The 26,699-nt window shown below is 69.0% G+C and carries 1 protein-coding gene (cut by a window edge); it reads right to left on the bottom strand.

Annotated elements, in window-relative coordinates; genetic code table 11:
- Positions 1–26,699, bottom strand: partial view of a non-ribosomal peptide synthetase gene (locus tag A5758_RS14500; RefSeq protein WP_082939697.1) — the 5' portion only. It extends 4,420 nt beyond the left edge of the window; 26,699 of the gene's 31,119 nt are visible here — the first part of the coding sequence; it begins with the start codon at positions 26,697–26,699; its stop codon lies beyond the left edge, outside the window.

The raw sequence follows: 26,699 nt of genomic DNA, 5'->3' as shown, positions 1-26,699 counted from the left end.
TCGTGTCGGCCGTGGCCCTCAACGTCGATGCCGACCGGCCCGCCGCCAGGAAGGTCGCCGCCAAGGAACTCCGCCCAGGCCAGGGCGTAACCGATCAACAGGATGTCGTTGACGCCGGCGTGGAAGGCCGCCGGCGCCTCTCCGAGCAGCGTGCGGGTGGTCTCCACGTCCAGCGCCACCGACAGGTGCTCGGCGGTCTCGTATGTGTCCGTCTCGGGGCGCACCCCCGGTAGCGCGGGCGGCGTCGCCGCGATCCGCCGCCAGGCGCCGGCCAGCTCCACCACCGCCGGGTCATGCGCGTGCTCGCCCAGTAGGGCCGCCCAGCGGGCGAACGACGTCCCACCGGGCGGCAACGCCACCGGCTGCCCGCCGCGATGCTGCGCCCAAGCAATGTTCACGTCTTCCAACAGGATTCGCCAGGACACCCCGTCGACGGCGAGGTGGTGGACGATCAGCACCAGCTGTCGGGTGGAGGCCGCCCACAGCGCGCTCAGCATCACCCCGTCGGCCGGGTTCAGCCGCGAGCGCGCCGCGGTCACGGCGGCGTCGGACAACACGTCCACCGCGTGCAGGTGGTCGGCGGCGTCGACCGATCCCGCCTCGGGCACGGTCAGCGACCAGCCGTCGTGCACGCGCAGCCGCAGCATGGCGTGCCGGTCCAGCAGGGCCTGCAGCACCGCCAGCACATCGGTCTCGGTGACCCCGGCGGGAGCCTCGACCACCATCGTCTGGTTGAACTGGTCGACCGGACCGCCTGCCCTTTCTATGCCCTGGAGCCACCGGATGATCGGCGTCGCCGGTAGTTCCCCGATGCCCTCGTCGGTCGCGCCGGTGTCGCCGTCGGCCACGCCGACGACGCGGGCCAGCCGGGCCACGGTCTGCTCGACGAAGATGTCGCGCGTCCGGCACGTCAGGCCGGCGGCCCGCGCCCGCGTCACCACCTGCATCGACGAGATGCTGTCGCCGCCCAGATCGAAGAACGAGTCGTCGACGCCGACCCGCTCGACGCCGAGCACCTGGGCGTAGATGCCGGCCAAGGTCTCCTCCACGGGACCGCTCGGGGCCCGGTAGCGATCGACCTCCCGGTATTCGGGCGCCGGCAGGGCGCGAGCGTCGAGCTTGCCGTTGGGTGTCAGCGGCAGCGCGTCGAGCCTCACCACGGCCGCCGGAACCATGTACGCGGGGAGCCGGTCGGCCAGCCGGGCGCGTAGCTCGGCGGGGTCCGCCGAACCGGTGACGTAGCCGACCAAGCGCTTATCACCGGGCCGGTCCTCGCGGGCGATGACGGCGGCCTGCCGCACCCCGCGCAGCTCGGCCAGCGCCGCCTGGATCTCGCCGGGCTCGATGCGATAACCGCGGATCTTGACCTGCTCATCGGCGCGTCCCAAATACTGCAGCTGCCCATCGGCGCCCCAGCAGACCAGGTCGCCGGTGCGATACATGCGTGCCCCTGGCCCGCCGAACGGACAGGCCACAAACCGCGACGCCGTCAGCGCCGCCCGGCGCCAGTAACCGCGGGCCAGCCCGGCGCCGGCCACGTACAGCTCGCCGACCACGCCGGGCGGCACCGGCCGCAGGGATTCGTCGAGCACGAACAACGCCGCCCCGGCCACCGGGGAGCCGATCGGAACGGCGGCGGAGCCGGGGACAATCGGCGCGCTGATCGCCGCGTACACCGTGGTTTCGGTGGGTCCGTAGGCGTTGATCATCACGCGCCCGGACGCCCACCGGTCCACCAGCTCGGTCGGGCAGGCCTCGCCGGCCACCACCAGCGCCGTCGACTCCAGCCCCCGCGGGTCGAGCATCGCTGCGGCGGAAGGGGTTTGGCTCAGCACGCTGACCCGCTCGGCGACCAGCAACTCGTGCAGGTCCTCCGGGGACCGCACCACCGCGTCGGGGACCACCACCAGGCGCCCGCCGCGCAACAGCGCGCCGAAGATCTCCCACACCGACACGTCGAAGCCGTAGGAATGCCACTGCGACCACACGCCGGCGTCCGGGAGGCTGGCGTCCACCGTCGCCATCAGCTGGGTCACGTTGCGGTGGCTGACCGCCACGCCCTTGGGCACACCGGTGGTTCCCGAGGTGTAGACGAGGTAGGCGACGTCCTCCGGGCTCGGCGCCGGCAACGCGGTGACGGGCTGGGCGTCGACGGCGGGATCGTCCACGTCGATGACCGCCACGTCGTGCCCGTCGAGCCGGTCGGCCAGGGCGGCGGTGGTGACCACCGCGACGGGCGCGGCGTCGGCGAGCATGAAGCCGATCCGGGCGGCCGGATGCGCGGGATCGATGGGCAGATAGGCCGCCCCGGTCTTGAGCACCGCCACGATCGACACGATCGCCTCGGCCGAGCGGTCGAACAGCAGCGCCACGCACTGCCCCGGGGCGGCGCCGCGGTGGGCCAGCAGGTGAGCCAACCTGTTGGCCGCCTCGTCGAGCTCGCGATACGTCCACGACCGGGTACCGCTGCGCAGCGCAGGCGCATCCGGCGTGCGCGCGGCCTGGGCGGCAAAGGATTCCGGAATCGACGTCGGCGCGTCCGCCGGCGCGGCCAGCACCGCCCGGTTGCCGATCTCGTCCAGCCGGGCACGTTCGTCCGCCTCGAGCAGGTCGACCGACGACACGGAGCGGGCTGGATCGGTGGTCATCGTCGACAGCACCCGCTGCAGGCGCCCGACCAGTGTCTCGATGCTGTCCGCGTCGAACACGTCGGTGCGGAACTCCACCCGCCCGCCGATTCCGGCGGGCTCATTCGTCTCGGTCCAGCGCTCGGTCAGTGAGAACGTCAGGTCCATGCGGGCGACCTGGGTGTCCAGCGGTATCGAGGTGACCCGGACGTCGCCCAGGGCCAGCCCGGTCGCGGCGTCGTTGTCCTGCCCACCGAAGTTCTGCCACGCCAGCATCACCTGAATCAGCGGGTGATGGGTGAGGCTTCGGGTGGGGTTGACCCGCTCTACCAGCACCTCGAAGGGCACGTCCTGATGCTCGAAGGCCTCCAGGCTGCGCGTGCGCACCCGGTCCAGCAGCTCGGTGAAGGTGGGGTTGCCGGACACGTCGACGCGCAGCACCAGGGTGTTGACGAAGAATCCGACCAGGTCGTCGAGCGCGGGGTCGCGTCGCCCGGCGATCGGGAAGCCCACCGCCACATCGCTACTCGCGCTCAGCTTGGCCAGCAGCACCGCCAGGGCGGCCTGTACCACCATGAAGCTGGTCGCATTGTGTTCGCGGGCCACCGCGGAAACCTGCTGCTGCAAGTCGGCCGGCCAGTCGATCGCCACCGTGGCCCCGCGCTGGTCGGCCACCTCTGGGTAGGGACGGTCGGTGGGCAGCTGCAACCGCTCCGGGATGCCGGCCAGGGCCTCTTCCCAGTAGCCGAGCTGCGCGGCGATGCGGCTGTCACTGTCCTTCAGGTCGCCGAACTGGGCGCGCTGCCACAGCGTGTAATCCACGTACTGGACCGGCAATTCGGCGAGATCGGGGGCCTCCCCCGCGCACCGGCTGGCATAGGCGACACCGAGGTCGGCGGCCAACGGCCGCAGCGACCAGCCATCGGCGGCGATGTGGTGGACCACGGCCACCAGCACGTGTTCGTCGTCGGCGACACGGAACAGCCAGGCGCGCAACGGAATATCGGTCGCCAGGTCGAAGGTCTCGCGGGCGGCGGCCTTGACGGCCCCGTCCAGCCGGCTCGCCGACCAGCCGCTGGCGTCGACGACCTGCCAGCCGAAATCGGCCTGCTCCGCGGGGATGACCACCTGCTGGGGCGTGCCCTCGGGTGCCGCGAACACGGTTCGCAGGCTCTCGTGGCGGGCCACCACGTCGGCCAAGGCCGCACCGAGCGCGCCGGCGTCGAGCCGCCCACGCAGGCGCATGGCCGCCGCCATGTTGTAAACCGGTGACGGGCCCTGCAATTGGTCCAGGAACCACAACCGGCTCTGGGCGAACGACAGCGGGACCACCGCCGGCCGCGGACCGGCCACCAGGGGCTCGAGCCGTCCGGCGCCTTCACCGATCCGGGGTGCCAGCTGGGCGATGGTGGGCGCCTCGAACACGGCGCGCACCGACAGGTACTCGTCCAGGTCGGTGTTGACCGCGGCGATCAGGCGCATCGCCAAGATGCTGTCGCCGCCGAGGTCGAAGAACGACTGGTCGATCCCGACCCGCTCGACGCCGAGCACCTGGGCGTAGATGCCGGCCAGGATTTCTTCGGTGGGATTGGTGGGGGCTCGGTACCCCGAGGCGGTGTATTCGGGTGCGGGCAGGGCGCGAATGTCGAGTTTGCCGTTGAGGGTTAGGGGCAGTTTGTCGAGTGTGACGATGGCGGCGGGGACCATGTAGCCCGGCAGGCGCTCGGCCAGCGCGGTGCGCAGCTCGGCGGGGTCGGCGGTGCCGGTGAAATAGCCGACCAGGCGTTTATCGCCGGGGCGGTCCTCACGCACGACGACCACCGCCTCGTCCACGCCCTCGAGGGCGGCCAGCGCCGAACGGATTTCACCGACCTCGATGCGATACCCGCGGATCTTGACCTGCTCATCAGCGCGCCCGACATAACGCAGCTGCCCATCAACACCCCAACACACCAAATCCCCGGTCCGATACATCCGATGCCCGGGTGCCCCGAACGGGCACGCCACGAACCGCGACGCGGTCAACCCCGCCCGGCGCACATACCCATAACCCACCCCGCGCCCGGCCACATACAACTCCCCGACCACCCCGACCGACACCGGACGCAACCAGCCGTCCAGCACGAACAACGCTGTCCCGGGCACCGCCGACCCGATCGGCGGCAGACCCGACCCCGCCACCAACGGCGTGCTCGCCGTGGCGAAGATCGTGCTCTCCGTCGGCCCGTAGACATTGATCATCGTCCGCCCCGGCGCCCACCGATCCACCAACTCCGCACCCACCGGCTCGGCCCCGATCACCAACGCCATGCCTTCCAAACCCTGCGGGGAAAGCATCCGCACCGCCGCCGGGGTCTGACTGAGCACACTCACCTGCTCGGCCACCAGCAGCGCGTGCAAATCCTTCGGCGAACGCCCCACCGCATCCGCCACCACCACCAGGCGCCCACCGTGCAGCAACGCCCCCCAGATCTCCCACACCGAGAAATCAAAGGCATACGAATGGAACTGGGCCCACACCTGCCCCGGTCCCAACACCACCCCCACCTGCGGCGCGTCGAACAACCGAGTCACCTGGGCATGGCTGACCGCCACCGCCTTGGGCACCCCAGTCGTGCCCGAGGTGTAAATAACGTGCGCCACATCCTCTGGACCCGGCCCCAGCGGCGCCCAACGCGGCTGGCGAAGCAACGCCGGATCACCCACATCCACGATCGGCAGGCCATACCCGGCCAACCGCGGCGCCAACGCCGCGGTGCTCACCACCGCCACCGGCGCGGTATCGCTGAGCATGAACTCGACCCGCGCCCACGGCAACGCCGGATCAATCGGCAAATACGCCGCCCCCGACTTCAACACCGCCAAGATCGCCACGATCGCCTCCGCCGACCGCGACAACACCACCGCCACCGACTCACCCGGCCCCGCACCCCGACCAACCAACGCATGCGCCAACCGATTCGACGCCTCATCCAACTCCCGATAGCACAACGACCGGCCCTCAAACGTCACCGCCACCGCCCCCGGCGCCCGCGCCACCTGCGCGGCAAACAACGCCGGAATCGACATCGCCACCCACGGCTGGATGAGGACCGCGCGGTTTCCGATCTCGTCGAGCTTGTTGTGTTCTGCGTCGTCGAGCACGTCGATCGAAGACAACGGGCGCGCCGGGTCGCTGGTCATGGCGACCAGCAACCGCCGCATCCGTTCGAGCAGCGTTGCGATGTGTGCCGCGTCGAAAACATCGGTGTCGTATTCGACCTGTAAACGCATCTCGTGCCCAGGCTGCGCCTGCATCGTCAGCGGGTAGTGGGTGGATTCCCGGCTGATGATGTCGGTGACGGCCAGCTCGTGGTTGCCCGACAGCGCGCCGGCGTCGATCGGATAGTTCTCGTATACGAACAGGGTGTCGAACAGCTGATCGTGTCCGGCGATCCGGTGGATCTCGTTGAGCGCCAAGTGCTGGTGGTCGAGCGTGTGGTTGTAAGCGCCTTGCAGTTGCTCGAGCAGATCGGCGGTGGTGGTGGTCGCGGTGATGTTCGCCCGCGTCGGCACGGTGTTGATCAGCAGGCCCACCATCGTTCCAGCGCCGGTGACTTCGGCGGGCCGGCCCGAAACGGTGGTGCCGAAAACGACATCACGTCGGCCGGTCAAGCCGCACAGCAGTTGCGCGAAGGCGGCCTGCAGGACCGTGTTGACGGTGATGTGGCACGACCGCGCCAAGTCAGTGATGGCCTGGGTGAGGACGGGCGGCAGGGCGAACAACTCGACGCCTTGCTGCCCAAGTTGGACCCGGTCCTGCGGACCGACCAGGGTCGGGCTGTCAACGCCGGCGAACACCTTGGCCCAGGCGGTGCGGGCGGCATCGAGGTCTCGCTCGGACAACCAGGTGACGAAGTTGCGGTAGGGCGCCGTCGCCGGTAGCCGCTGGCCGTAATAGCCGGCGAAGATCTCCCCTAGCAGGATCGGCACCGACCAGCCGTCGAGCACGATGTGGTGATTGGTCAGCACCAGCCGATGCCGGTCGGATGCCGTGCGGATCAGGGCCACCCGGAAGGCGGGATCCTCGGCGAGGTCGCCGCAGACCGCCACGCGCTCGGCGGCGCACAGCCGCTCGACATGCTCGTCGACGTCGGAATCGCCGTCGAGCTCGATGTACTGCCAGGACGCCTCTGGGTCCGCCGGGATGACCTGGACCGGCTCGTTGTACCGGTCGCAGAATCGCGCCACCAAGTTCGGGTGCCGGGCGATCATCGTGTGCACCGCATCGCGCAGGCGGTCGGGGTCGAGCGGGCCACGGATGCTGATGTCCAGCTGTCCCGCGTAGAGATCGACGCTCGCCCGCGCGGTATTGGCGTGGAAGAGCAGCCCCTGCTGGACCGGGGTCAGGGGGAGCACATCGGCAGGGTGGTGTTGCCGCGCAAGCTGATCGAGCTGCTCTTGGCTGAGACGCGCGGGGGCAATGTCGGACGGCGTCAAACCGCCGCCGCCGGAACGCACGTGGGCACAGATGCCGGCGAGGGCCTCGAACCACAGCCGGCTCAGCCGGGTGATTTGCCCATCGTCGAGCGCCGATGGCGCCCACGTCCAGTTCGCGTGCAGCTGCGGGCCGGCCTCGGAGTCGACGGTGACCGCGTTGAGCTCAAGGGTGTGCATCAGCGGCATGGATATCGACGCAGCCGCGCGGGTGACCGACCAGCCGTCCTGCACGGGCCGCCACATGTCGACGGTGAGCTCGGCCGCACCGCCCTGGCGTCCCAGATAGTTGAACCCGATCGGCGGGTCGGAGTTGTCCAGGTCGACTCCGGTGTTCAGATAGCGCAACAGTCCGTAGGTCAGTGGATCCGGGAGAGCCCGGAGCTGCTCCTTGGCGTCTTTGAGCACCGCGCCCAGCGCGTCCCCTCCGGTGACTACCTGCGCCCAGGGGACGCCACCCACCGACAACGCAACCGGGTATTTGGCGGTGAACCATCCCACGGTGTGGGACAGGTCGACGTCGCGACCCACCTCCTCTTGGCGCCCGTGGCCTTCGACGTCGATGCCGATGGCGCCGCGGTTGCCGGAGAACTCCGCGCATGCCAAGCCGAACGCGATCAGCAGAATGTCTTGCACCCCAGCATGGAACGCCGCCGGCACCTGACCGAGCAGCATGCCGGTGGTCTCGGCATCCAGCTCCACCGAGAGATGCCCGGCGGTGGCGAAGGTGTCCACCTCGGGCCGCACCGGGGGCAGGGCCGGCGGTGTCGCCGCCACCTTTGTCCAGGTGTCGGCCTGATCGACGACGTCGGGGTGGTGCGCGTGCTGGGCCAACCGCGACGACCACCGGGCAAACGAGGTGCCCGCGGCGGGCAACTCGACCGGTTGCCCGCCGTGATGCCGGGCCCAGGCGATATTCAAGTCCTGCAATAGGATTCGCCAGGAAACGCCGTCGACGGCGAGGTGGTGAACGATCACCACCAGCTGGCCGGTGGAGACCACCCACAGCGCGCTGAGCATCATCCCGGCGGCCGGGTTCAACCGCGACCGCGCGTCGACGACCGCCGCGTCGGACAGCTCGTCCACCGCGTGCAGGCACGCGCGGGCATCCACCGAGCCCGACTCGGGAACCGTCAGGGACCAGCCGGAGCCGTCGCGGTCGACGCGCAGCCGCAGCATGGCGTGGCGATCCAGCAGGGCCTGCAACACCGTCGCCACGTCGCCCTCGGTGACACCGGCGGGCGCCTGCACCAGCATGGTCTGGTTGAACTGATCGACTTGGCCGCCAGCGCTTTCCACGTCTTCGAGCCAACGGATGATCGGGGTGGGCACCACCGGCCCGAGGCCCTCGTCGATCACGGCGGCGTCGGTGCCGACCGCCTCGGCCACGCGGGCCAGCCGGGCCACCGTCTGCTCGGTGAAGATGTCGCGCGTATTGCACACCAGGCCTGCGGCACGCGCCTGGGTCACCACCTGCATCGACGAGATGCTGTCGCCGCCGAGATCGAAGAAGGAGTCGTCGATGCCGACGCGTTCGACGCCGAGGACCTGGGCGTAGATGCCGGCCAGGATCTCCTCGACCGCGTTGCTTGGGGCACGGTATTCACCGGTGGTGTACTCGGGTACCGGGAGGGCGCGGGTGTCGAGTTTGCCGTTGGCTGTCAACGGCAGCGCGTCTAATGCCACCACCGCCGTCGGCACCATGTAAGCCGGCAACCGCTCGGCCAGCTCAGCGCGCAAACCATCTGATTTTGCGGCGCCGGTAACGTAGCCGACCAGGCGCTTCTCCCCGGGACGGTCTTCGCGGACGATCACCACGGCATGATCGACGCCGTCGAGACCCGCCAGCACCGACTGGATTTCGCCGAGTTCGATGCGATACCCGCGGATCTTCACCTGCTCATCGGCCCGCCCGACATACTGCAACTGCCCATCGGCACCCCAGCGCACCAGGTCCCCGGTGCGATACATGCGCGCTCCAGGCGCCCCGAACGGACAAGCCACAAATCGCGACGCCGTCAAACCGGCGCGGCGCATATATCCCATCGCGACGCCGCGGCCCGCCAGATACAACTCACCGACCACCCCGGCCGCCACCGGCCGCAGCCATCCGTCCAACACAAACGTCGCCGCACCCGCGATCGGAGACCCGATCGGCACCACTCCCGACCCGGGCACCAACGGCGAACTCATCGACGCGCATACCGTGTTCTCCGTCGGCCCATAGGCATCGATCATCACCCGCCCCGGCGCTGCCCACCGATCCACCACTTCGGCGGGGCAGGCCTCACCGGCAACCACCAATACGGTGGACTCCAACCCCTGCGCCGGCAACATCGCCACCGATGACGGGGTCTGGGTCAACACGCTGACCTTTTCCGCGACCAGCAACGCGTGAAAGTCCTCAGGGGAAGCAGCTACCGACTCGGGCACCACCACCAGCCGCCGACCGCGCAACAGCGCACCGAAGATCTCCCAAACCGAAAAGTCGAACGCCGCGGAGTGACACTGCGTCCATACCCGGCCCGGCGGCAGCCCTTCATCGAGTGACTCGACCAGCCAAGTCACGTTGTGTTGGGGAACGGCCACCCCTTTAGGAGTGCCGGTCGTCCCGGACGTATAGATGACGTAAGCGATGTTCTCTGCGGCCGGCACCGGTAACGCCGCGCACGATTGAGCCTGTACGGCGGGCTCATACACATCCACCACCGGCAGTCCCGCGCCATCCAGCCGTGACCGCAGGTCCGCCGTGGTGATGACCGCGCTCGGTGCAGCATCGTCGAGCACAAACTCCATCCGCGCCGCCGAGTGCGCCGGATCAACCGGCACATACGCCGCCCCGGTCTTGAGGACTCCCAGCATCGCCACGATCGCCTCGGCGCACCGGGGAAAAAGCAGTACGACACATTGCCCCGGCCCCACACCCGCACCGACCAGCAAATGGGCCAACCGGTTCGACGCATCGTCCAGCTCGCGGTAGGTCATCGAGTGGCCGGCACACACCAGCGCCGCGGCGTCCGGGGTGCGCACCACCTGATCGGCGAATAGCGCCGGGATCGAGTACGTCTCGGTCGCCGCTGCGGTCAGCGCGGCGCGGTTGCCGAAGCCGTCCAGCCGGGCGTGTTCGGCCTCATCGAGCAGGTCCACCGATGACAATGTTTGTGCGGGGTCGGCGGTTATCGCGAGCAGCACCCGCTGCAACCGTCCGATCAGCGCCGCGATGCTCTCCGCGTCGAACACGTCGGTGCGGAATTCCACCGTCCCGCCGATGCCGGCGGGATCCCCGGCTTCGCTCCACCGTTCGCCCAGTGAGAAGGTCAGGTCCATCCGCGCGGTCTGGGTGTCCACCGGTATCGGCGTGATCTCGACGTCGCCCAGCGCCAGGGCGGCGACCGGGCCGCCGTCGTGCCCGGCGAAGTTCTGCCAGGCCAGCATGACTTGGACCAGGGGGTGGTGGGTCAGGCTTCGGGTCGGGTTGAGCCGCTCGACCAGCACCTCGAACGGCACGTCTTGGTGTTCGTAGGCCGCCAGGCTGCGCTGCCGCACCTGGGACAGCAGGTCGGCGAAGGTGGGGTCGCCGGCCACGTCGACCCGCAGCACCAGAGTGTTGACGAAGAACCCGACCAAGTCGTCGAGCGCGGGGTCGCGCCGCCCGGCGATCGGGAACCCCACGGCCACATCGGGGCTGGCGCTGAGCCTGGAGAGCAGCACCGCCAGAGCGGTCTGGACCACCATGAAGCTGGTGGCGTTGTGCTTGCGGGCCACTTCGCTGACTCGCCGTTGCAGCTCGGTGGGCCAGTCGATTTCGATGATGGCGCCGCGCTGATCGGCCACCAGCGGGTAGGGCCGATCGGTGGGCAGCTGCACCCGGTCGGGCATCCCGGCCAGAGCCTCTTCCCAGTAGGCCAGCTGCGCGGTGATGGCGCTCCCGCGGTCGTCGAGGTCGCCCAACTGTGCGCGCTGCCACAGCGTGTAATCGATGTATTGCACCGCCAATGGCGCCCAGCCGGGGGCATGCCCGGCGCAGCGGCTGGCGTACGCCATGCCCAGGTCGCGCACCAGCGGGGTCATCGACATCCCGTCGGCGGCGATGTGGTGGACCACCGCCATCAGCACGTGCTCGTCGTCGCGGATGCGGAAAAGCTCTGCCCGCAATGGGATTTCGGTCGCCAGATCGAAGGTGTAGCGCGCCGTGGCGCCGATGGCCTCATGGAGCTGGCCGGCGGACCAGGCGCTGGCGTCGACGATCTCCCATCCGAAATCGGCCCGTTCGACGGGGGTCACTAGCTGCTGCGGCGTGCCCTCGGGCGCGGCGATCAGGGTGCGCAGGCTCTCGTGCCGGGCCACCACGTCGGCCAGCGCCGCGCCCAGCGCGTCGGCGTCGAGCGGCCCGCTCAGCCGCAGGGCGGCCGCCATGTTGTAAACCGGTGATGGGCCCTGCAATTGGTCGAGGAACCACAACCGGTTCTGCGCGAAAGACAACGGCACCACGGCCGGCCGCTCGGCGGCCACCAACGGCTCCAGCCCGCCCGTGCCCTCACCGATCCGCAGCGCCAGCTGGGCGACGGTGGGCGCCTCGAACACGACGCGCACCGGGAGGCCGACGTTCAGATTGCTGTTGATCGCGGCGATGAGGCCCATCGCCGAGATGCTGTCGCCGCCGAGTTCGAAGAAGGAGTCGTCGACCCCGACGCGCTCGACGCCCAGGACGTCGGCGTAGATGGTGGCCAGGATTTCTTCGACTGCGTTTTGCGGGGCGCGGTAGTCACCGGCGTGGTATTCCGGTGCCGGTAGCGCGCGGGTGTCCAGCTTTCCGTTGGCGGTCAGCGGCAGGGTTTGCAGGCCGACGATGGCCGCGGGCACCATGAATGCCGGCAACCGCTCACCCAACGCGGTCTTCAGCTGAGCCGGATCGGCCTCTCCGGTGATATAACCGACCAGGCGCTTGTCACCGGGGCGGTCCTCGCGGGCGATCACCACCGCCTGCTCCACCCCATCCAAAGCACTGAGCGCGGTTTGGATTTCGCCCAACTCGATGCGATACCCGCGGATCTTGACCTGCTCATCGGCACGACCCAGATAGCGCAGCTGCCCATCAGCACCCCAACAGGCCAAATCCCCGGTTCGATACATCCGCGCCCCGGACCCACCAAACGGACACGCCACAAACCGCGACCCCGTAAGCCCCGGGCGCCCGAGGTAGCCGGTGGCCACCCCGGCCCCGGCCACATACAACTCCCCGACCACCCCGGGCGGCACCGGCCGCAACCAGCCATCCAGCACAAACAACCCCGCATCAGCGACCGGCGAACCGATCGGCGGCACCCCCGACCCGGGTTGGAGTAGGGCACTGATCGCCACACACATCGTCGTCTCGGTCGGCCCATAGGCATTGACCATCACCCGACCCGGCGCCCACCGGTCCACCACCTCGGACGGACACGCCTCACCGGCCATCACCAACGCCACCCCATCCAGCCCGGCCGGATCCAGCATCGCCACCGCCGACGGCGTCTGCGTCAACACACTCACGCCCTGGGCGACCAGCACCGCGTGCAGCTCCTCCGGCGAACGCGCCACCTCCTCATCAACGACCACCACCCGGCCACCGCGCAGCAACGGAGCAAAGATCTCCCACACCGACACATCAAAAGCCAGCGAATGAGCATGCGACCACACCCCCGGCGCCGGCAACCCCGCATCCAGCGACCCGATCAACTGCGTCACGTTACGATGCGTCACCTCAACACCTTTGGGCACACCCGTGGTGCCCGAGGTGTAAATCACATACGCCAGACCCTCGGCATCCGGTTCCGCCAAGGCAGTGCCGGACTCGGCCTCGACGCGCCGATCATTGACATCGATCACCGCAACGCCGTGCCCGTCGAGCCGATCGGCCAAATCGGCGGTGGTAAGCACCGCCACCGGCGCGGCATCGGCAAGCAGGAACCCGATCCGCGAATCCGGTGACCCCGGATCCATCGGCACATACCCCGCGCCGGTCTTGAGCACCGCCAACATCGCCGCGACCGCCTCAGCCGACCGCGACAACAACAGCCCCACCGTGCGACCCGGGCCCGCACCCGCAGCTAGCAGATAATGCGCCAACCGATTCGACGCCTCATCCAACTCCCGATACGACACCGACAAGCCACCACACGACACCGCCACCGCCCCCGGCGCACGGGCCACCTGCTCACCAAACAACGAAGGCACCGACACCGACACAGCCGCCGGCCTCGTCAAAACCGCCCTATTACCAAGCACTTCCAACCGCGCACGCTCAGCCTCACCAAGCAGATCCACCGACGACAACAACCCCGAAGGGTCGCCCGCCATCGCCACCAACACCCGCTGCAGCCGCGCGATCAGCGCCTCGATGGTCTCGGCGTCGAACACGTCGGTGCGGAATTCGACGCGCCCACCGATTCCGGCGCCCTCGCCGGTCTCGTTCCAGCGTTCGGCCAGCGAGAACACCAAATCCATTCGGGCCGAATCGGTGTCGACCGGCACGGAGGTGACCTCGAGGTCCCCCAACGCCAGACCGGCGGCCGGATCGTCGTGCCCGGCGAAGTTCTGCCAGGCCAACATCACCTGCACCAGCGGGTGATGGGTCAGGCTTCGGGTCGGGTTGAGCCGCTCCACCAGCAGCTCGAACGGCACGTCCTGGTGCTCGAAGGCCTCCAGGCTGCGCGCCTGAACCCGTGCCAACAGTTCGGTGAAGCTGGGGTCGCCGGCCAGATTGACCCGCAACACCAACGTGTTGACGAAGAAGCCGACGAGCTGGTCGAGCGCGCGGTCGCGACGCCCGGCGATCGGGAAGCCGACCGAAACATCCGAGCTGGCGGTGATTTTCGACAAGAGCACCGCCAGTGCGGCCTGCACGACCATGAAGGTGGTCGCGTTGTGTTCGCGGGCCACCCGGCGAACCTGGTGTTGCAGCTCCGCCGGCCAGTCCACGACCACGCTCGAGCCGCGCTGATCGGCGACCGGTGGGTAGGGCCGGTCGGTCGGCAGCTCCAACCGCTCGGGCATGCCCGCCAGGGCGTCCTGCCAGTAGGACAGCTGAGCCGCGATGGGGCTCTCGCTGTCGTCGAGTTCACCGAATTGCGCGCGTTGCCACAGCGTGTAGTCGACGTACTGCACCGGCAGGTCGGCCCAGCCGGGCGCCCGTCCTGAGGCGCGGCTGGTGTACGCCACACTGAGATCCGTGGCCAACGGCGTGAGCGACAAGCCGTCCGCGGCAATGTGGTGCACCACGATCACCAGCAGGTGTTCCTGCTCGTCGAGGGCGAACAGCTTGGCGCGCAGCGGGGTTTCGGCCGCCAGGTCGAAGGTGTAGCGCGTCGTCGCTTCGATGGCCTCGTCCAGCTCACCGGTCGAGAAGCCGGTGGCGTCGACGATGTCCCAGCCGAAATCGACCTCTTCGGCGGGAACCACCAATTGCTGAGGCGTTCCCTTGCGGGCGGGGAACAGCGTGCGCAGGCTCTCGTGGCGTCGCACCACATCGGCCAGGGCCGCACGCAGCGCGTCGGTGTCGAGTCGGCCGCCCAGCCGCAACGCGGCGGCCATGTTGTAGATGGGCGACGGCCCCTGCAGCTGCTGGAAGAACCACAAGCGGCTCTGGGCGAACGACAGCGGGATCACCGCCGGGCGCTCGACGGCCACCAGCGGCTGCAGCCGGCCCGCGCCCTCGTCGATGCGGGGGGCCAACTGCGCGACCGTCGGCGCCTCGAACACGACGCGCACCGGTAGATCGGTATCCAGCGAGGAGTTGATCGCCGAGATCAGTCGCATCGTGGACAATGAATCGCCGCCGAGATCGAAGAACGAGTCGTCGACCCCGACGCGCTCTACGCCGAGCACATCGGCGTAGATGCCGGCCAGGATCTCTTCGACCGCGGTGGTGGGCGCGCGGTAGCTGTCGATGTCTCGGTAATCCGGTGCCGGCAGGGCGCGGGTGTCGAGCTTGCCGTTGACCGTCATGGGCAGCGCCGGCAGCACGACGACCGCCGCCGGGACCATGTACGCGGGGAGTCGCTCGGCGAGCGCGGAACGCGCCTTGGCCACGTCCACCGTCCCGGTGACGTAACCCACCAGGCGCTTATCGCCTGGGCGGTCCTCGCGGGCGACGACCACCGCCTGCTCCACGCCGGGCAAAGCGCTTAGCGCCGCTTGGATTTCGCCGAGTTCGATGCGGTAGCCGCGGACCTTGACCTGCTCGTCGGCGCGGCCCAGGTAGCGCAGTTGCCCGTCGGTGCCCCAACACACCAGGTCGCCGGTGCGGTACATGCGGGTTCCGGGCGCGCCGAACGGGCACGCCATGAAGCGCGACGCGGTCAACGCGGCCCGGCGCCAGTATCCGACGCCGACGCCGTCGCCGGCCAGGTACAGCTCGCCGACCACGCCGGCCGGCACCGGCCGCAGCCACTCGTCCAGCACGAAGAAGGCGGCCCGCGTGACCGGGGAGCCGATCGGCGGGAAACCCGATCCCGCTTCCAGCGGCGTGCTCTTGCACGCCCACATCGTGGTTTCGGTTGGGCCGTAGACGTTTACCATCACCCGCCCAGGCGCCCAGCGATCCACCAGCTCTGGCGGGCAGGGCTCGGCGCCGATCACGAGCGCTGTCGCATCCAAACCGTCGGCCGGAAGCATTCCGACCGCCGACGGGGTCTGGGTGAGCACGGTGACGCGCTCGCTGACCAGCAGCGCGTGGAATTCTTCCGGTGAGCGCGCCACCGACTCGGGCACCACGACCAGTCGCCCGCCGTGCAGAAGCGCGCCCCAGATCTCCCATACCGAGAAGTCGAAGGCGTACGAGTGGAACTGCGTCCACACCTGCTCCGGCGACAACTCGATGCCGATCTTCAGCGAGTCGAAGAGCTGGGCGACGTTGTTTTGGGTTACCGCAACGCCTTTGGGCACACCGGTGGTGCCGGACGTGTAGATGATGTGGGCAAGGTCTTCGGGGGCGGGCGCCGGCGAGGCGGTGGTCGGTTGGTCGGCGACGGCGAGGTCATGGACGTCGATGACCGCGAGGTCGAACCCGTCCAGCCGGTCGGCCAGCGCCGCGGTGGTGAGCGCGGCGATCGGCGCGGCGTCGGCGAGCATGAACTCCATCCGGGCCGCCGGCAGCGCCGGGTCGATCGGCAGGTAGGCCGCCCCGGACTTGAGCGCGGCCAGTATCCCCACGATCGCCTCGGCCGAGCGCGAAAACAGTAGCGCGACAAGCTCACCCGGGCGAGCGCCGTTGCGCCTCAGCAGGTGCGCCAACCGGTTGGCCGCCTCGTCCAGCTCCCGGTACGTCATGGACCGGCCCTCGCAGACCAGTGCCACCGCGCCGGGCGTGCGGGCCGCCTGCGCGGCGAACAACGCCGGGACCGACGCTGGCGTCACCGGCCGGGCCAGCACTCCCGCGTTGCCCCACTCCTGTAGCCGGGCTTGCTCGCCCGCATCGAGCAGGTCCACGGACGATAGCCGGCGCTCCGGCTCGGCGGTGACCGCCGTCAACAGCCGCTGCAACCGCTCGATCAATCCCTCGACGGTCTTGCCCTCGAAGATGTCGGTGCGATACTCCGCCGTCACCGCGATGCCGGCGCGCTGCCCCGAGTCGGTCCAACGTTCGGCCAGGGAGAAGGTCAGATCCATGCGAGCGGTGTTGGTGTGCACCGGCATTGGCGTGACCTGCAGATCCCCCAGGGCCAGACCGCCCGCGGGATCGGCGACCTCCCCGGGGAAGTTCTCCCAGCCCAGCAGCACCTGAATCAGCGGATGATGGGTCAGGCTCCTGGTGGGATTGAGCCGCTCCACCAGCAGTTCGAACGGCACGTCCTGGTGCTCGAAAGCGGCCAGGCTGCGCCGTCGCACCTGGGCCAGCAGCTCCGCGAACGTCGGGTTCCCCGCCACATCGACCCGCAACACCAAGGTATTGACGAAGAACCCGATCAGCTCGTCGAGCGCGGGCTCGGATCGCCCCGCGATCGGGAAGCCCACTGCCACATCGTCGCCGGCGCCGATCTTGCCGAGCAGCGCGGCGAACGCGGCCTGAATCACCATGAAGCTGGTCGCGTTGTGCTCGCGCGCCACCCGGCGAATCTGGTGCTGCAGTTCCGCCGGCCAGTCCACCGCCAGGCGGGCGCCGCGGTGGTCGGCGACCTGGGGGTAGGGCCGATCGGTGGGCAGTTGCAGGCGTTCGGGTAGCCCGGCCAGGACGTCCGCCCAGAAGTTCAGCTGGGCCGAGATGCGGCTGTCGCCATCGTCGACGTCTCCGAGATGCGCGCGCTGCCATAGCGTGTAGTCGACATACTGCACGGCCAGCGGCGCCCAGTCGGGGGCATGCCCCGCGCACCGGCTGGCGTATGCCACCCCGAGGTCACGCGCGAAGGGAGTGATCGACCAGCCGTCGGCGGCAATGTGGTGCACCGCGACCACCAGCATGTGGGTGTCGTCGCTGACGGCGAAAAGCTCGGTGTGCAACGGGCTTTCGTTCGCCAGGTCAAAGGTGTAACGCGCCGCCGCCGCCATCCGCTCACGCAGCCGGTCTTCCGGCCACCCGCGGGCATCGACGACGTCGCAGGCAAAGCCGATCCGCTCGGCGGGAACCACCACCTGCTGCGGGACGCCGTCGGTTGCGGCAAACACCGTGCGCAGGCTTTCGTGGCGGCTCACGACGTCGGCCAGGGCGTCACCAAGCGCGTCGGCGTCCAGGTGACCGCGCAGCTTCAATGCGACAGTGACGTTGTAAATCGGTGAGGGGCCTTGGAACTGGTCGATGAACCACAGCCGGCTCTGGGCGAACGACAGCGGAATCACCGCGGGACGCTCCCCCGCCGCCAGCGGCTCCGGCCGGTTGGCTCCGTCACCGATGAGGAGCACCAGCTCGGCAACCGTGGGTGCGTCGAAGACGGCCCGCACCCCGAGGTCCGCGTTCAGGCTGGTGTTGACGGCGGCGATCAGGCGCATCGCCGACAGCGAATCCCCACCCAGGTCGAAGAACGAGTCGTCGACGCCAACGCGCTCCAGCCCGAGCACCTGGCCGTAGATGCCGACGAGGATCTCTTCGACGGCGGTGGCCGGCGCGCGGTAGCGGTCCACGTCCTGGTAATCCGGTGCAGGCAGGGCCTTTCGGTCGAGCTTGCCCGAGGCGGTCAGCGGGAACTCCTCGAGCGCCACGATGTGTGTCGGCACCATGTATTCGGGCAGCCACGCGTTCAACCGCTCGCGCACCTCGCCGATCTTGGTGTTGGTGCGGGGGTCATTGGCGTGGCTCGTGCGCTGGCGCGTCCCGGCCGGGGGCAGGTAGAGGTCGATCAGGGGCTCGGCGGGCTGGTCGGCGGCGTCGACGAAAACCGCGCTGAGCGTGCCCGGTTGGGTCCCCCAGGTCACCGCGACCCGATAACCGGTGGAGTCACCGATGCGATGCAGTTCTTCGGCGACGGCGGCACCGGGGCCGGCGTCGGAGCCGGCTTGGGTGAGCGCATCGGCCACGGGCAGCCCCGCTGCGAGCGCGGTTTCGACGCGGACGTCGGCGATCACTCCGGCCTGGGGGATTTCAGTGATGCGGACGACGGCGGGACGCAGCGCCGCCAATTCGCCGCGCAGCCCGTCCAGGCCCCCGCACTCGGTCCACGTCCAGGTGGGCGCGGCGGCCACCGAGCGCGCGCGTGCGGGCGCCTTGTGGATAGTGATGTCGTAGCGGTACCGGTTCAGTTCGTTGTCTGCAAATCCGCGTTTGACTTGGATGTCGAGCCCGTCCGCCGACTGGCTGTTGACCCCCCAGGTGGTGAAAAACTCCGGGGCCAAGAGCAATTCGGTCTCACCGAGCATGGCGTGGCGAACACGCTGCCGGATGTCGGACGCGTCGGTGGCGTCCGCGCCGTTGCGCGCCAGCGCGATTCCGGTCTGGAACGCGGGCTGCAGGGTGTGGTTACGCACGTCGCCGATGAACATCGCCCCGCCGGGGGCCAGCAGTTCCATCGCGTTGTCGATCACTTCGGCCAGATATCTCGCGTTGGGGAAATATTGGACGACCGAGTTGAGAATGATGGTGTCGAAGTGCCCCAGTGGCAGTTGGTCGGTGACGTGGGCGGGCTGGGTCAGCAGCTCGACGCGGTCGCGCCATGCGAACCGCAACCGCTCCAGCGAGCGGGCCAGGTTTTCGATCGCCACCGGCGAGAAGTCGGTGGCGACATACTGATCGCACTGCGGGGCGATCTGTGACAACAGCAATCCCGAGCCGACGCCGATCTCCAGCACTCGGCGCGGCCGCAAAGCCATGATCCGATCCACTGTGGCGGCACGCCACTCGATCATCTCCTCGAGCGGGATGGCGTCGCCGGTGTAGCTGCTGTTCCAACCGCGGAAGTCCATGCCGAAGTCCGACCCGGCATCGGGGCTGTACAACTCGTCGTACAGGTGTTGCCACTCTTCGACGTTTTCCGCGTCGTGGTCGGCGCTGGTGTTGTGATCGAGGGTGACGTAGGCGACCAGATGGGAACCGGCGCCGCTGTCGTGCACCGTGACGGCGGCCTGAGTCACGTGCGGGCAGGCCAGCAAGGTGTTTTCGATTTCGCCCAGTTCGATACGCTGGCCGCGCAGTTTGATCTGTGCGTCGGCGCGACCGACAAAGTCCAAGACGCCGTCGCGGGTCCAGCGCACCAGGTCGCCGGTGCGATACATGCGCTCGCCGGTGCCGCCAAATGGGTTGGCCACGAACCGTTCCGCGGTCAGGTCGGCCCGACCCAGGTAGCCGTGCGCCAACGCCGGCCCGCTCACATACAGCTCGCCCACGACGCCGATCGGTGCCGGGTTCAGCCAGGCGTCGAGCACCACGGCGCACACGCCCGGGACGGGGGTGCCGATGCGAACCGGACCCTCGGCCGACAGCGGCGCAGCGGTGATCCAGATGGTGGTTTCGGTCGGGCCGTAGACGTTGAACATGCGCCGGCCCGGCGCCCAGGCGGCCGCCAGCTCCGCCGGGAAGGCCTCGCCGCCGATCATCAGCTTGTCAAACGCTTTCAGCCGGGCAGGATCCAGCGACGACAGCACCGTCGGCGTCAGGAACGCCGCGTTGACGTGCCGACTCTGCAGCAGGGCGGTCAGCGGCTCCCCGGCGTACACCTGTGGCGGGGCCACCACCAGCGCCGCCCCGGATGCCGCCGCCAGCAACATCTCGCCGACCGACGCGTCGAAGGTCGGCGAGGCCACCATCAGCACCCGCGTGTCTGCATCCAATCCACACGAATCACGTTGCGCGGTGGCCCATCCCAGCAGGCCTGCGTGGCTCAACACCACCCCTTTGGGGACGCCGGTCGACCCGGACGTGAAAATCACGTACGCGGTGTCGTGCGCGGTCAGCGGCGCCAATCGATCGGCGTCGGTGATCGGCACGTCGGACTGCCCGGACAGGTCAAGGCCGTCGATCCGTAGCACCGGCCGCGTGCCGGCCCCGGCCACTTCGTCTGTGTCGCAGGTCAACACGCAGACCGCGCCCGCGGCGTCCAGCACGGCGGCGACCCGCTCGACCGGATGGTCGAGATCCACCGGTGCATGCACGCCGCCGGCCTTGACCGTCGCCCAAAAGGCAACCACCAAGTCGACCCGGCGATCCATCGCCACACCCACCGCGCGCTCCGGGCCCACGCCCGCGTCGATCAGTTTGCGCGCCAGGCGGGTTGACCACTCGTCGAGTTCGCCGTACGACAATTGCCGGTCGCCGTCGACCACCGCCACCGCGCCCGGGTCGGTCGCCACCGCGGCCGCCAACAACTTCGGCGCCACCCCCACCGGCGCGGCGACACCCGCGCCGGAGAATTGCGACAGCACCAGTTCACGCTCGCCGCGATCCAGCAGCTCAACGGATGACAGGCGGCGGGCGGGATCGGAAGTCATCGCCACCAACACGCGCCGGAACCGTTCGACCAGCGCCTCGACGCTCGCGGCGTCGAACACGTCGGTGTCGAACTCGACGTGCAGGCCGAGTTCGCGGCCCGGGAGGGCCTCCATCGTCAGCGGGTAGTGGTTGTACTCGCGGTTGGTGAACCCGGCGATGGCCAGCCCGTCGGGGCCCAACTCCATGCCGTCGCCGATCGGGTAGTTCTCGTAGACGAACAGGGTGTCGAAGAGCTGCTCGTGGCCGGTGAGGCGATGAATGTCGCTGAGCGCCAGGTGTTGATGCTCGAGCGTGTCGTTGTTCGTGTCCTGCAACTGCCGCAGCAGGTCCGCGGGGGTGGTCGTCGCGGTGATGGCGGCGCGCACGGGCACCGTGTTGATCAGCAGCCCCACCATCGATTCGGCGCCGGCCACTTCGAGTTGGCCCACGCGCGACCGCGGGGTGCCGAAGACGACGTCGGGTTGGCCGGTCAGCGAGGTCAGCAGCAACGCCCAGGCGCCCTGCAGGACGGTGCTGACGGTGGTCCGGCACGAGCGCGCGAGTTCGGTGAGGGCTTGGGTGGTTTCCTCTGCCACACGGAACGATGCCGATCCGCGCCGCCCTTGTCCCAATCGATCCTTTGTGCCGACCAATGTGGGCGTTTCGAAGTCGGCGAGCACCTGAGCCCAGGCCGCGCGGGCGGCGTCGAGGTCCCGATCGGCCAGCCAGGTGACGAAGCTGCGGTAGGGCGCGGCCGCGGCGAGCGGCTCACCGTAGTAGCTGGTGAAGATTTCGCGCAGCAGGATCGGCAGCGACCAGCCGTCGAGCACGATGTGGTGGTTGGTCAGCACCAGCCGGTGCCGGTCGATCCCGGTGCGCACCAACGCCACCCGGAAGGGCGGCTGGTCGGCCAGGTCGCAGACCGCGGCGCGTTCGTCGACGCACAGCCGCTCGATCTGCTCCTCGGTATCGAGCTCGACGTAGCGCCAGGCCACCACCGGATTGGCCGGAATGATCTGCACCGGCTCGTCGAAGCGCTCGTAGAACCGGGCCGCCAGGTGGGGATGCCGGTTGATCACCGTGCGCACCGCATCGTGCAGGCGGTCGGGGTGGAGGGGGCCGGTGAGCGTGAAGTCCAGCTGCACGGCGTACATGTCGTCGCTGCCTTGCGCGGTGCTGGAGTGGAAGAGCAGACCCTGCTGCAGCGGGGTCAGCGGCAGAATGTCGGCGGGTTCGTACCGCCGGTGCAGCTCGTCGATCTGCGGTTGGCTCAGGCGGGCGGGCGCGATGTCCGACGGCGTCAGGCCGCCGCCGCCGGCTCGCACGTGCGCGCAGATGCCGGATAAGGCGTCGAACCACAATTGGCTCAGCCGGGAGATCTGCGCTTCGTCGAGGGCCGACGGCGCCCAGGTCCAGTTGGCGTGCAGCTGCGGGCCGGCGTCGGTGTCGACGGTGCCGGCGTTGAGTTCGACGGTGTGCGCCAACGACATTGGGATCGCCGCGGCGGCAGCGGTCAGGGAAAGGCTCTCCGGGTGCAGTCGCCACAAATCTTCGGACAGCTCCTGCCCGGCGACCAGGCGACCGAGATAGTTGAACCCGATCGTCGGGTCGGCGCCGTCCAGTTCCACGTCACCGTTCAGGTAGCGCAGCACGCCGTACGTCAGCGGGTGCGGCACGGCGCGGAGCTGTTCCTTGGCTTCTTTGATCACCGCCCCCAGCGCCGGCTCGCCGGCCAGCACCTGCGCCCAGTCCAGCCCACCGGCCGTCAGTGACACCGGGTATTTGGTGGTGAACCAGCCGACCGTACGCGACAGGTCCACATCGGGCGTGAGTTCCTCGTGCCGGCCGTGGCCTTCGACGTCGATGCCGATCGGCCCCGCGGCATCGCTGAAGAACTCCGCCCATGCCACCGCGAACGCGATCAACAGAATGTCTTGCACGCCAGCGTGAAACGCCGCGGGCGCCTCGCCGAGCAGGGTGCGGGTGGTCTCGACATCCAGGGACGCGGACAGGTGCCCGGCGGTGGCATAGGTGTCGGCGCCGGGCCGTACCGCCGGCAACGACGACGGGGTCGCCGCGATTCGCGCCCAGGCATCGGTCTGTTCGATAACCTCCGGGCGGTGCGCATGCTCGCCGAGCAGCGTGGCCCATCGGGCGAACGACGTGCCACCCGTCGGCAGCGCCACCGGCTGACCGCCCCGGTGCTGCGCCCAAGCGATGTTCAAATCCTCCAACAGGATTCGCCAGGACACCCCGTCGATGGCCAGATGGTGGACGATCAACGCCAGCTGACGGGTGGGACCGACCCAGAGCGCGCTCAGCATGATCCCGGTGGCGGGGTTGAGCCGCGACCGCCCCTCCACCAGCGCCTCATCGGTCAACGCAGCCACGGATCGCAGGCAGCCGGCCGCGTCCACCGAGCCGGGCTCGGGAACCCACAACGCCCGCCCGTCACCCTCGACGCGCAGCCGCAGCATGGAGTGCCGGTCCAGCAGGGCCTGCAACACGGGCACCACGTCGGCCTCGGTCACTCCGGCCGGCGCCTGCAGCACGATCGTCTGGTTGAACTGATCGATGGGGCCGTTCACGTCCTGCAGCCACCGCATGATCGGGGTGGCAAGGACGGGACCGATGCCCTCGTCGATCACGCCGGCCTCGCCGTCGGTTGCCCCGACCACGCGGGCCAGGCGGGCAACCGTCTGTTCGACAAAGACGTCCCGGGGCCGGCACGTCAATCCGGCCGCCCGCGCTCGCGACACCACCTGCAGCGCCGAGATGCTGTCGCCGCCGAGTTCGAAGAAGGAGTCGTCGATGCCGACGCGGTCGACGCCGAGGACCTCGGCGTAGATGGTGGCCAGGATTTCTTCGACTGCGTCGTGCGGGGCGCGGTAGGCACCGGCCTGATATTCCGGTGCCGGTAACGCGCGGGTGTCCAGCTTGCCGTTCGCGGTCAACGGCAACCCGTCTAGGCCCACGATGGCCGCGGGCACCATGAACGCCGGCAACCGCTCCGACAGCCGCGCCCGCAGCTCGGCCGCATCGGCCGTCCCGGTGATGTAACCCACCAGCCGCTTATCCCCGGGACGGTCCTCACGGGCGATCACCACCGCCTGCCCCACCCCATCCAAAGCACCCAGTGCGGCTTGGATTTCACCCAGCTCGATGCGATACCCGCGGATCTTGACCTGCTCATCGGCGCGGCCCAAGTACTGCAGCTGCCCATCAGCACCCCAACACGCCAGATCCCCGGTCCGATACATCCGCTGCCCGGACCCGCCGAACGGACACGCCACAAACCGCGCCCCGGTCAGCCCGCCACGCCCGAGATATCCCACGGCCACCCCGGCCCCGGCCACATACAACTCCCCGACCACCCCGGCCGGCACCGGCCGCAACCACCCATCGAGCACGAACAACCCCGCCCCGGGCACCGGCGACCCGATCGGGGGCACCCCCGACCCGGGGGTCAGCGGGGCGCTGATCGCCACACACATCGTCGTCTCGGTCGGACCATAGGCGTTGACCATCACCCGACCCGGCGCCCACCGATCCACCACCTCGGGCGGGCAAGCCTCCCCGGCCATCACCAACGACACCGAATCCAAACCGGCCGGATCCAACATCGCCACCGCCGACGGCGTCTGGGTCAAAACCGTCACACCCTCAGCGACCAACACCGCATGCAGCTCTTCGGGTGAGCGCGCGGTGTCCTCGTCGACCACCACCACCCGTCCACCGCGCAGCAGCGGGGCAAAGATCTCCCACACCGAAACGTCAAAAGCCAACGAATGCGCATGCGACCACACCCCCGGCGCCGGCAACCCCGCATCCAGCGACCCGATCAACTGCGCCACGTTACGATGAGTCACCCCAACACCTTTGGGAACACCCGTGGTGCCCGAGGTGTAAATCACATACGCCAACCCCCCGACATCCGGCTCGGGCAAGGCAGTGTCGGGCAAGGTGTCGATGCGCCGATCATCGACATCGACCACCGCCACACCATGACCCGCCAACCGCCCGGCCAGCTCGGCGGTGGTCAGCACCGCCACCGGCGCGGCATCGGCCAACAGGAACCCGATCCGCGAATCCGGCGACCCCGGATCGATCGGCACATACGCCGCCCCGCTCTTGAGCACCGCCAACATCGCCGCGACCGCCTCGGCCGACCGCGACAACAGCAACGCCACCGCGCACCCCGGCCCCACACCCTGGGCCACCAAAAAATGCGCCAACCGATTCGACGCCGCATCCAACTCCCGATACGACACCGACAACCCACCACACGACACCGCCACCGCCCCCGGCACGCATGCCACCTGCGCGGCGAACAACTCCGGCACCGACACCGGCACACCCACCGGCCCCGTCAAAACCGCCGTATTCCCAAACACCCCCAACCGGGCACGCTCAGCCTCACCAAGCACATCCACCGACGACAACGCCTGGCCGGGGTCAGCCGCCATCGCCACCAACAGCTCCTGCAACCGCCCGGCCAAATCCGAGACGTCGAAGTTCGAGAAGGGTTGTCCGACCCCGACCGTGCTCAGGTATTGCTGGTCCCCGAATCCGAGGAAGAACAGCCCGAAGTGGCCGACCGGACCGAACGTGGTGTAGGTCGCGGTCGCCGGTACGCCCGCGAGGCTGAGGGTCAGTCTGGCCGGGACGAAGTTGACGACCACTCGGTTGGACGCCTGCGGAGCACCACGGAAGCCGCCGTCGCCGCCAAGCATGTGCACTGGGAACCGCTGATGCCGCAACGCTTCTCGTGACCGTGTATCGACTTGCTGAAGGAAGTCGGCGACCGTGGCCGTCGGCGGCGCATTCAGCACCAGCGGCACAACCCCGGCGAGCATTCCGGGATGCGTCTTCGACTCCGGATCCAGCCGGCGGCTGACGGGGAAGTCGAGCACCACTTCGTCTGAATTGTCAGTGCGAAATCCGCGGACCAGGAGCGCGCAGGCGGCGGTGAGGATCGATGATCGGCGGATGCCCAACGCTTTGGACAGCTGTTTGATCGAGCCGACCACCGACGATTCCAATTGGACTGGCGCAGAGGGCGCATACGGGTCCCGCTCGCTGGCGGCTTGGGTCAACCGATACTCGGATTCGCTTGCCGACGGGAGGTGCTCAGCCCAATAGGCCTGATCCGAAACGTAATCGGCAGATGCGGCGTACTCCGACTCGCTGGTGACGAGGTCGCGCAAGGTGCCGAAGAAGGCGGGAGATATGGCCGCACCAGAGGCAAGCGCGGAATAGACAGCCGCGATTCGGCGGCCCAGCAGGGCTAGGCCCAGCCCGTCGATGGCTATGTGGTGACAGCAGGTGAACCAGTAGTACTCAGCGGGCGCCGTTTGGAACAAGTAGAAGTTGATCATCGGACCGGTGAGCGGCATCGGAGTCCGTTGGATCGCCGACGCCCGCTCCCGGACCTCGCGCTCGGGATCGGACGCGTCGCTCAGGTCGTAGAAGGCCAGCTCGACATCCGGGTCGTCGATCGCCTTCTGAAAGACCTGGCCGTCTACCTCGAAGAAGTACGCCCTGAGGCTTTCGGCCTCGCCTACCACGTGACGCATGGCCTGCTCGAACAGAGCGCGGTCGACGGGGCCCTCGATCCGCACGAGCACGCCGAGTTGCCACGCCACATCGAAGTGACCCGTTTGCTGCGCGAGCCAGATATCCAGCTGCGCCCGCGTCAGCGGTAGTGCCCGGTCACCCAATTCCAC

Source organism: Mycobacterium sp. 852014-50255_SCH5639931 (assembly GCF_001665605.1).
Taxonomy (GTDB): domain Bacteria; phylum Actinomycetota; class Actinomycetes; order Mycobacteriales; family Mycobacteriaceae; genus Mycobacterium; species Mycobacterium paraffinicum.
This window is presented reverse-complemented; position numbering and strand designations above follow the sequence as displayed.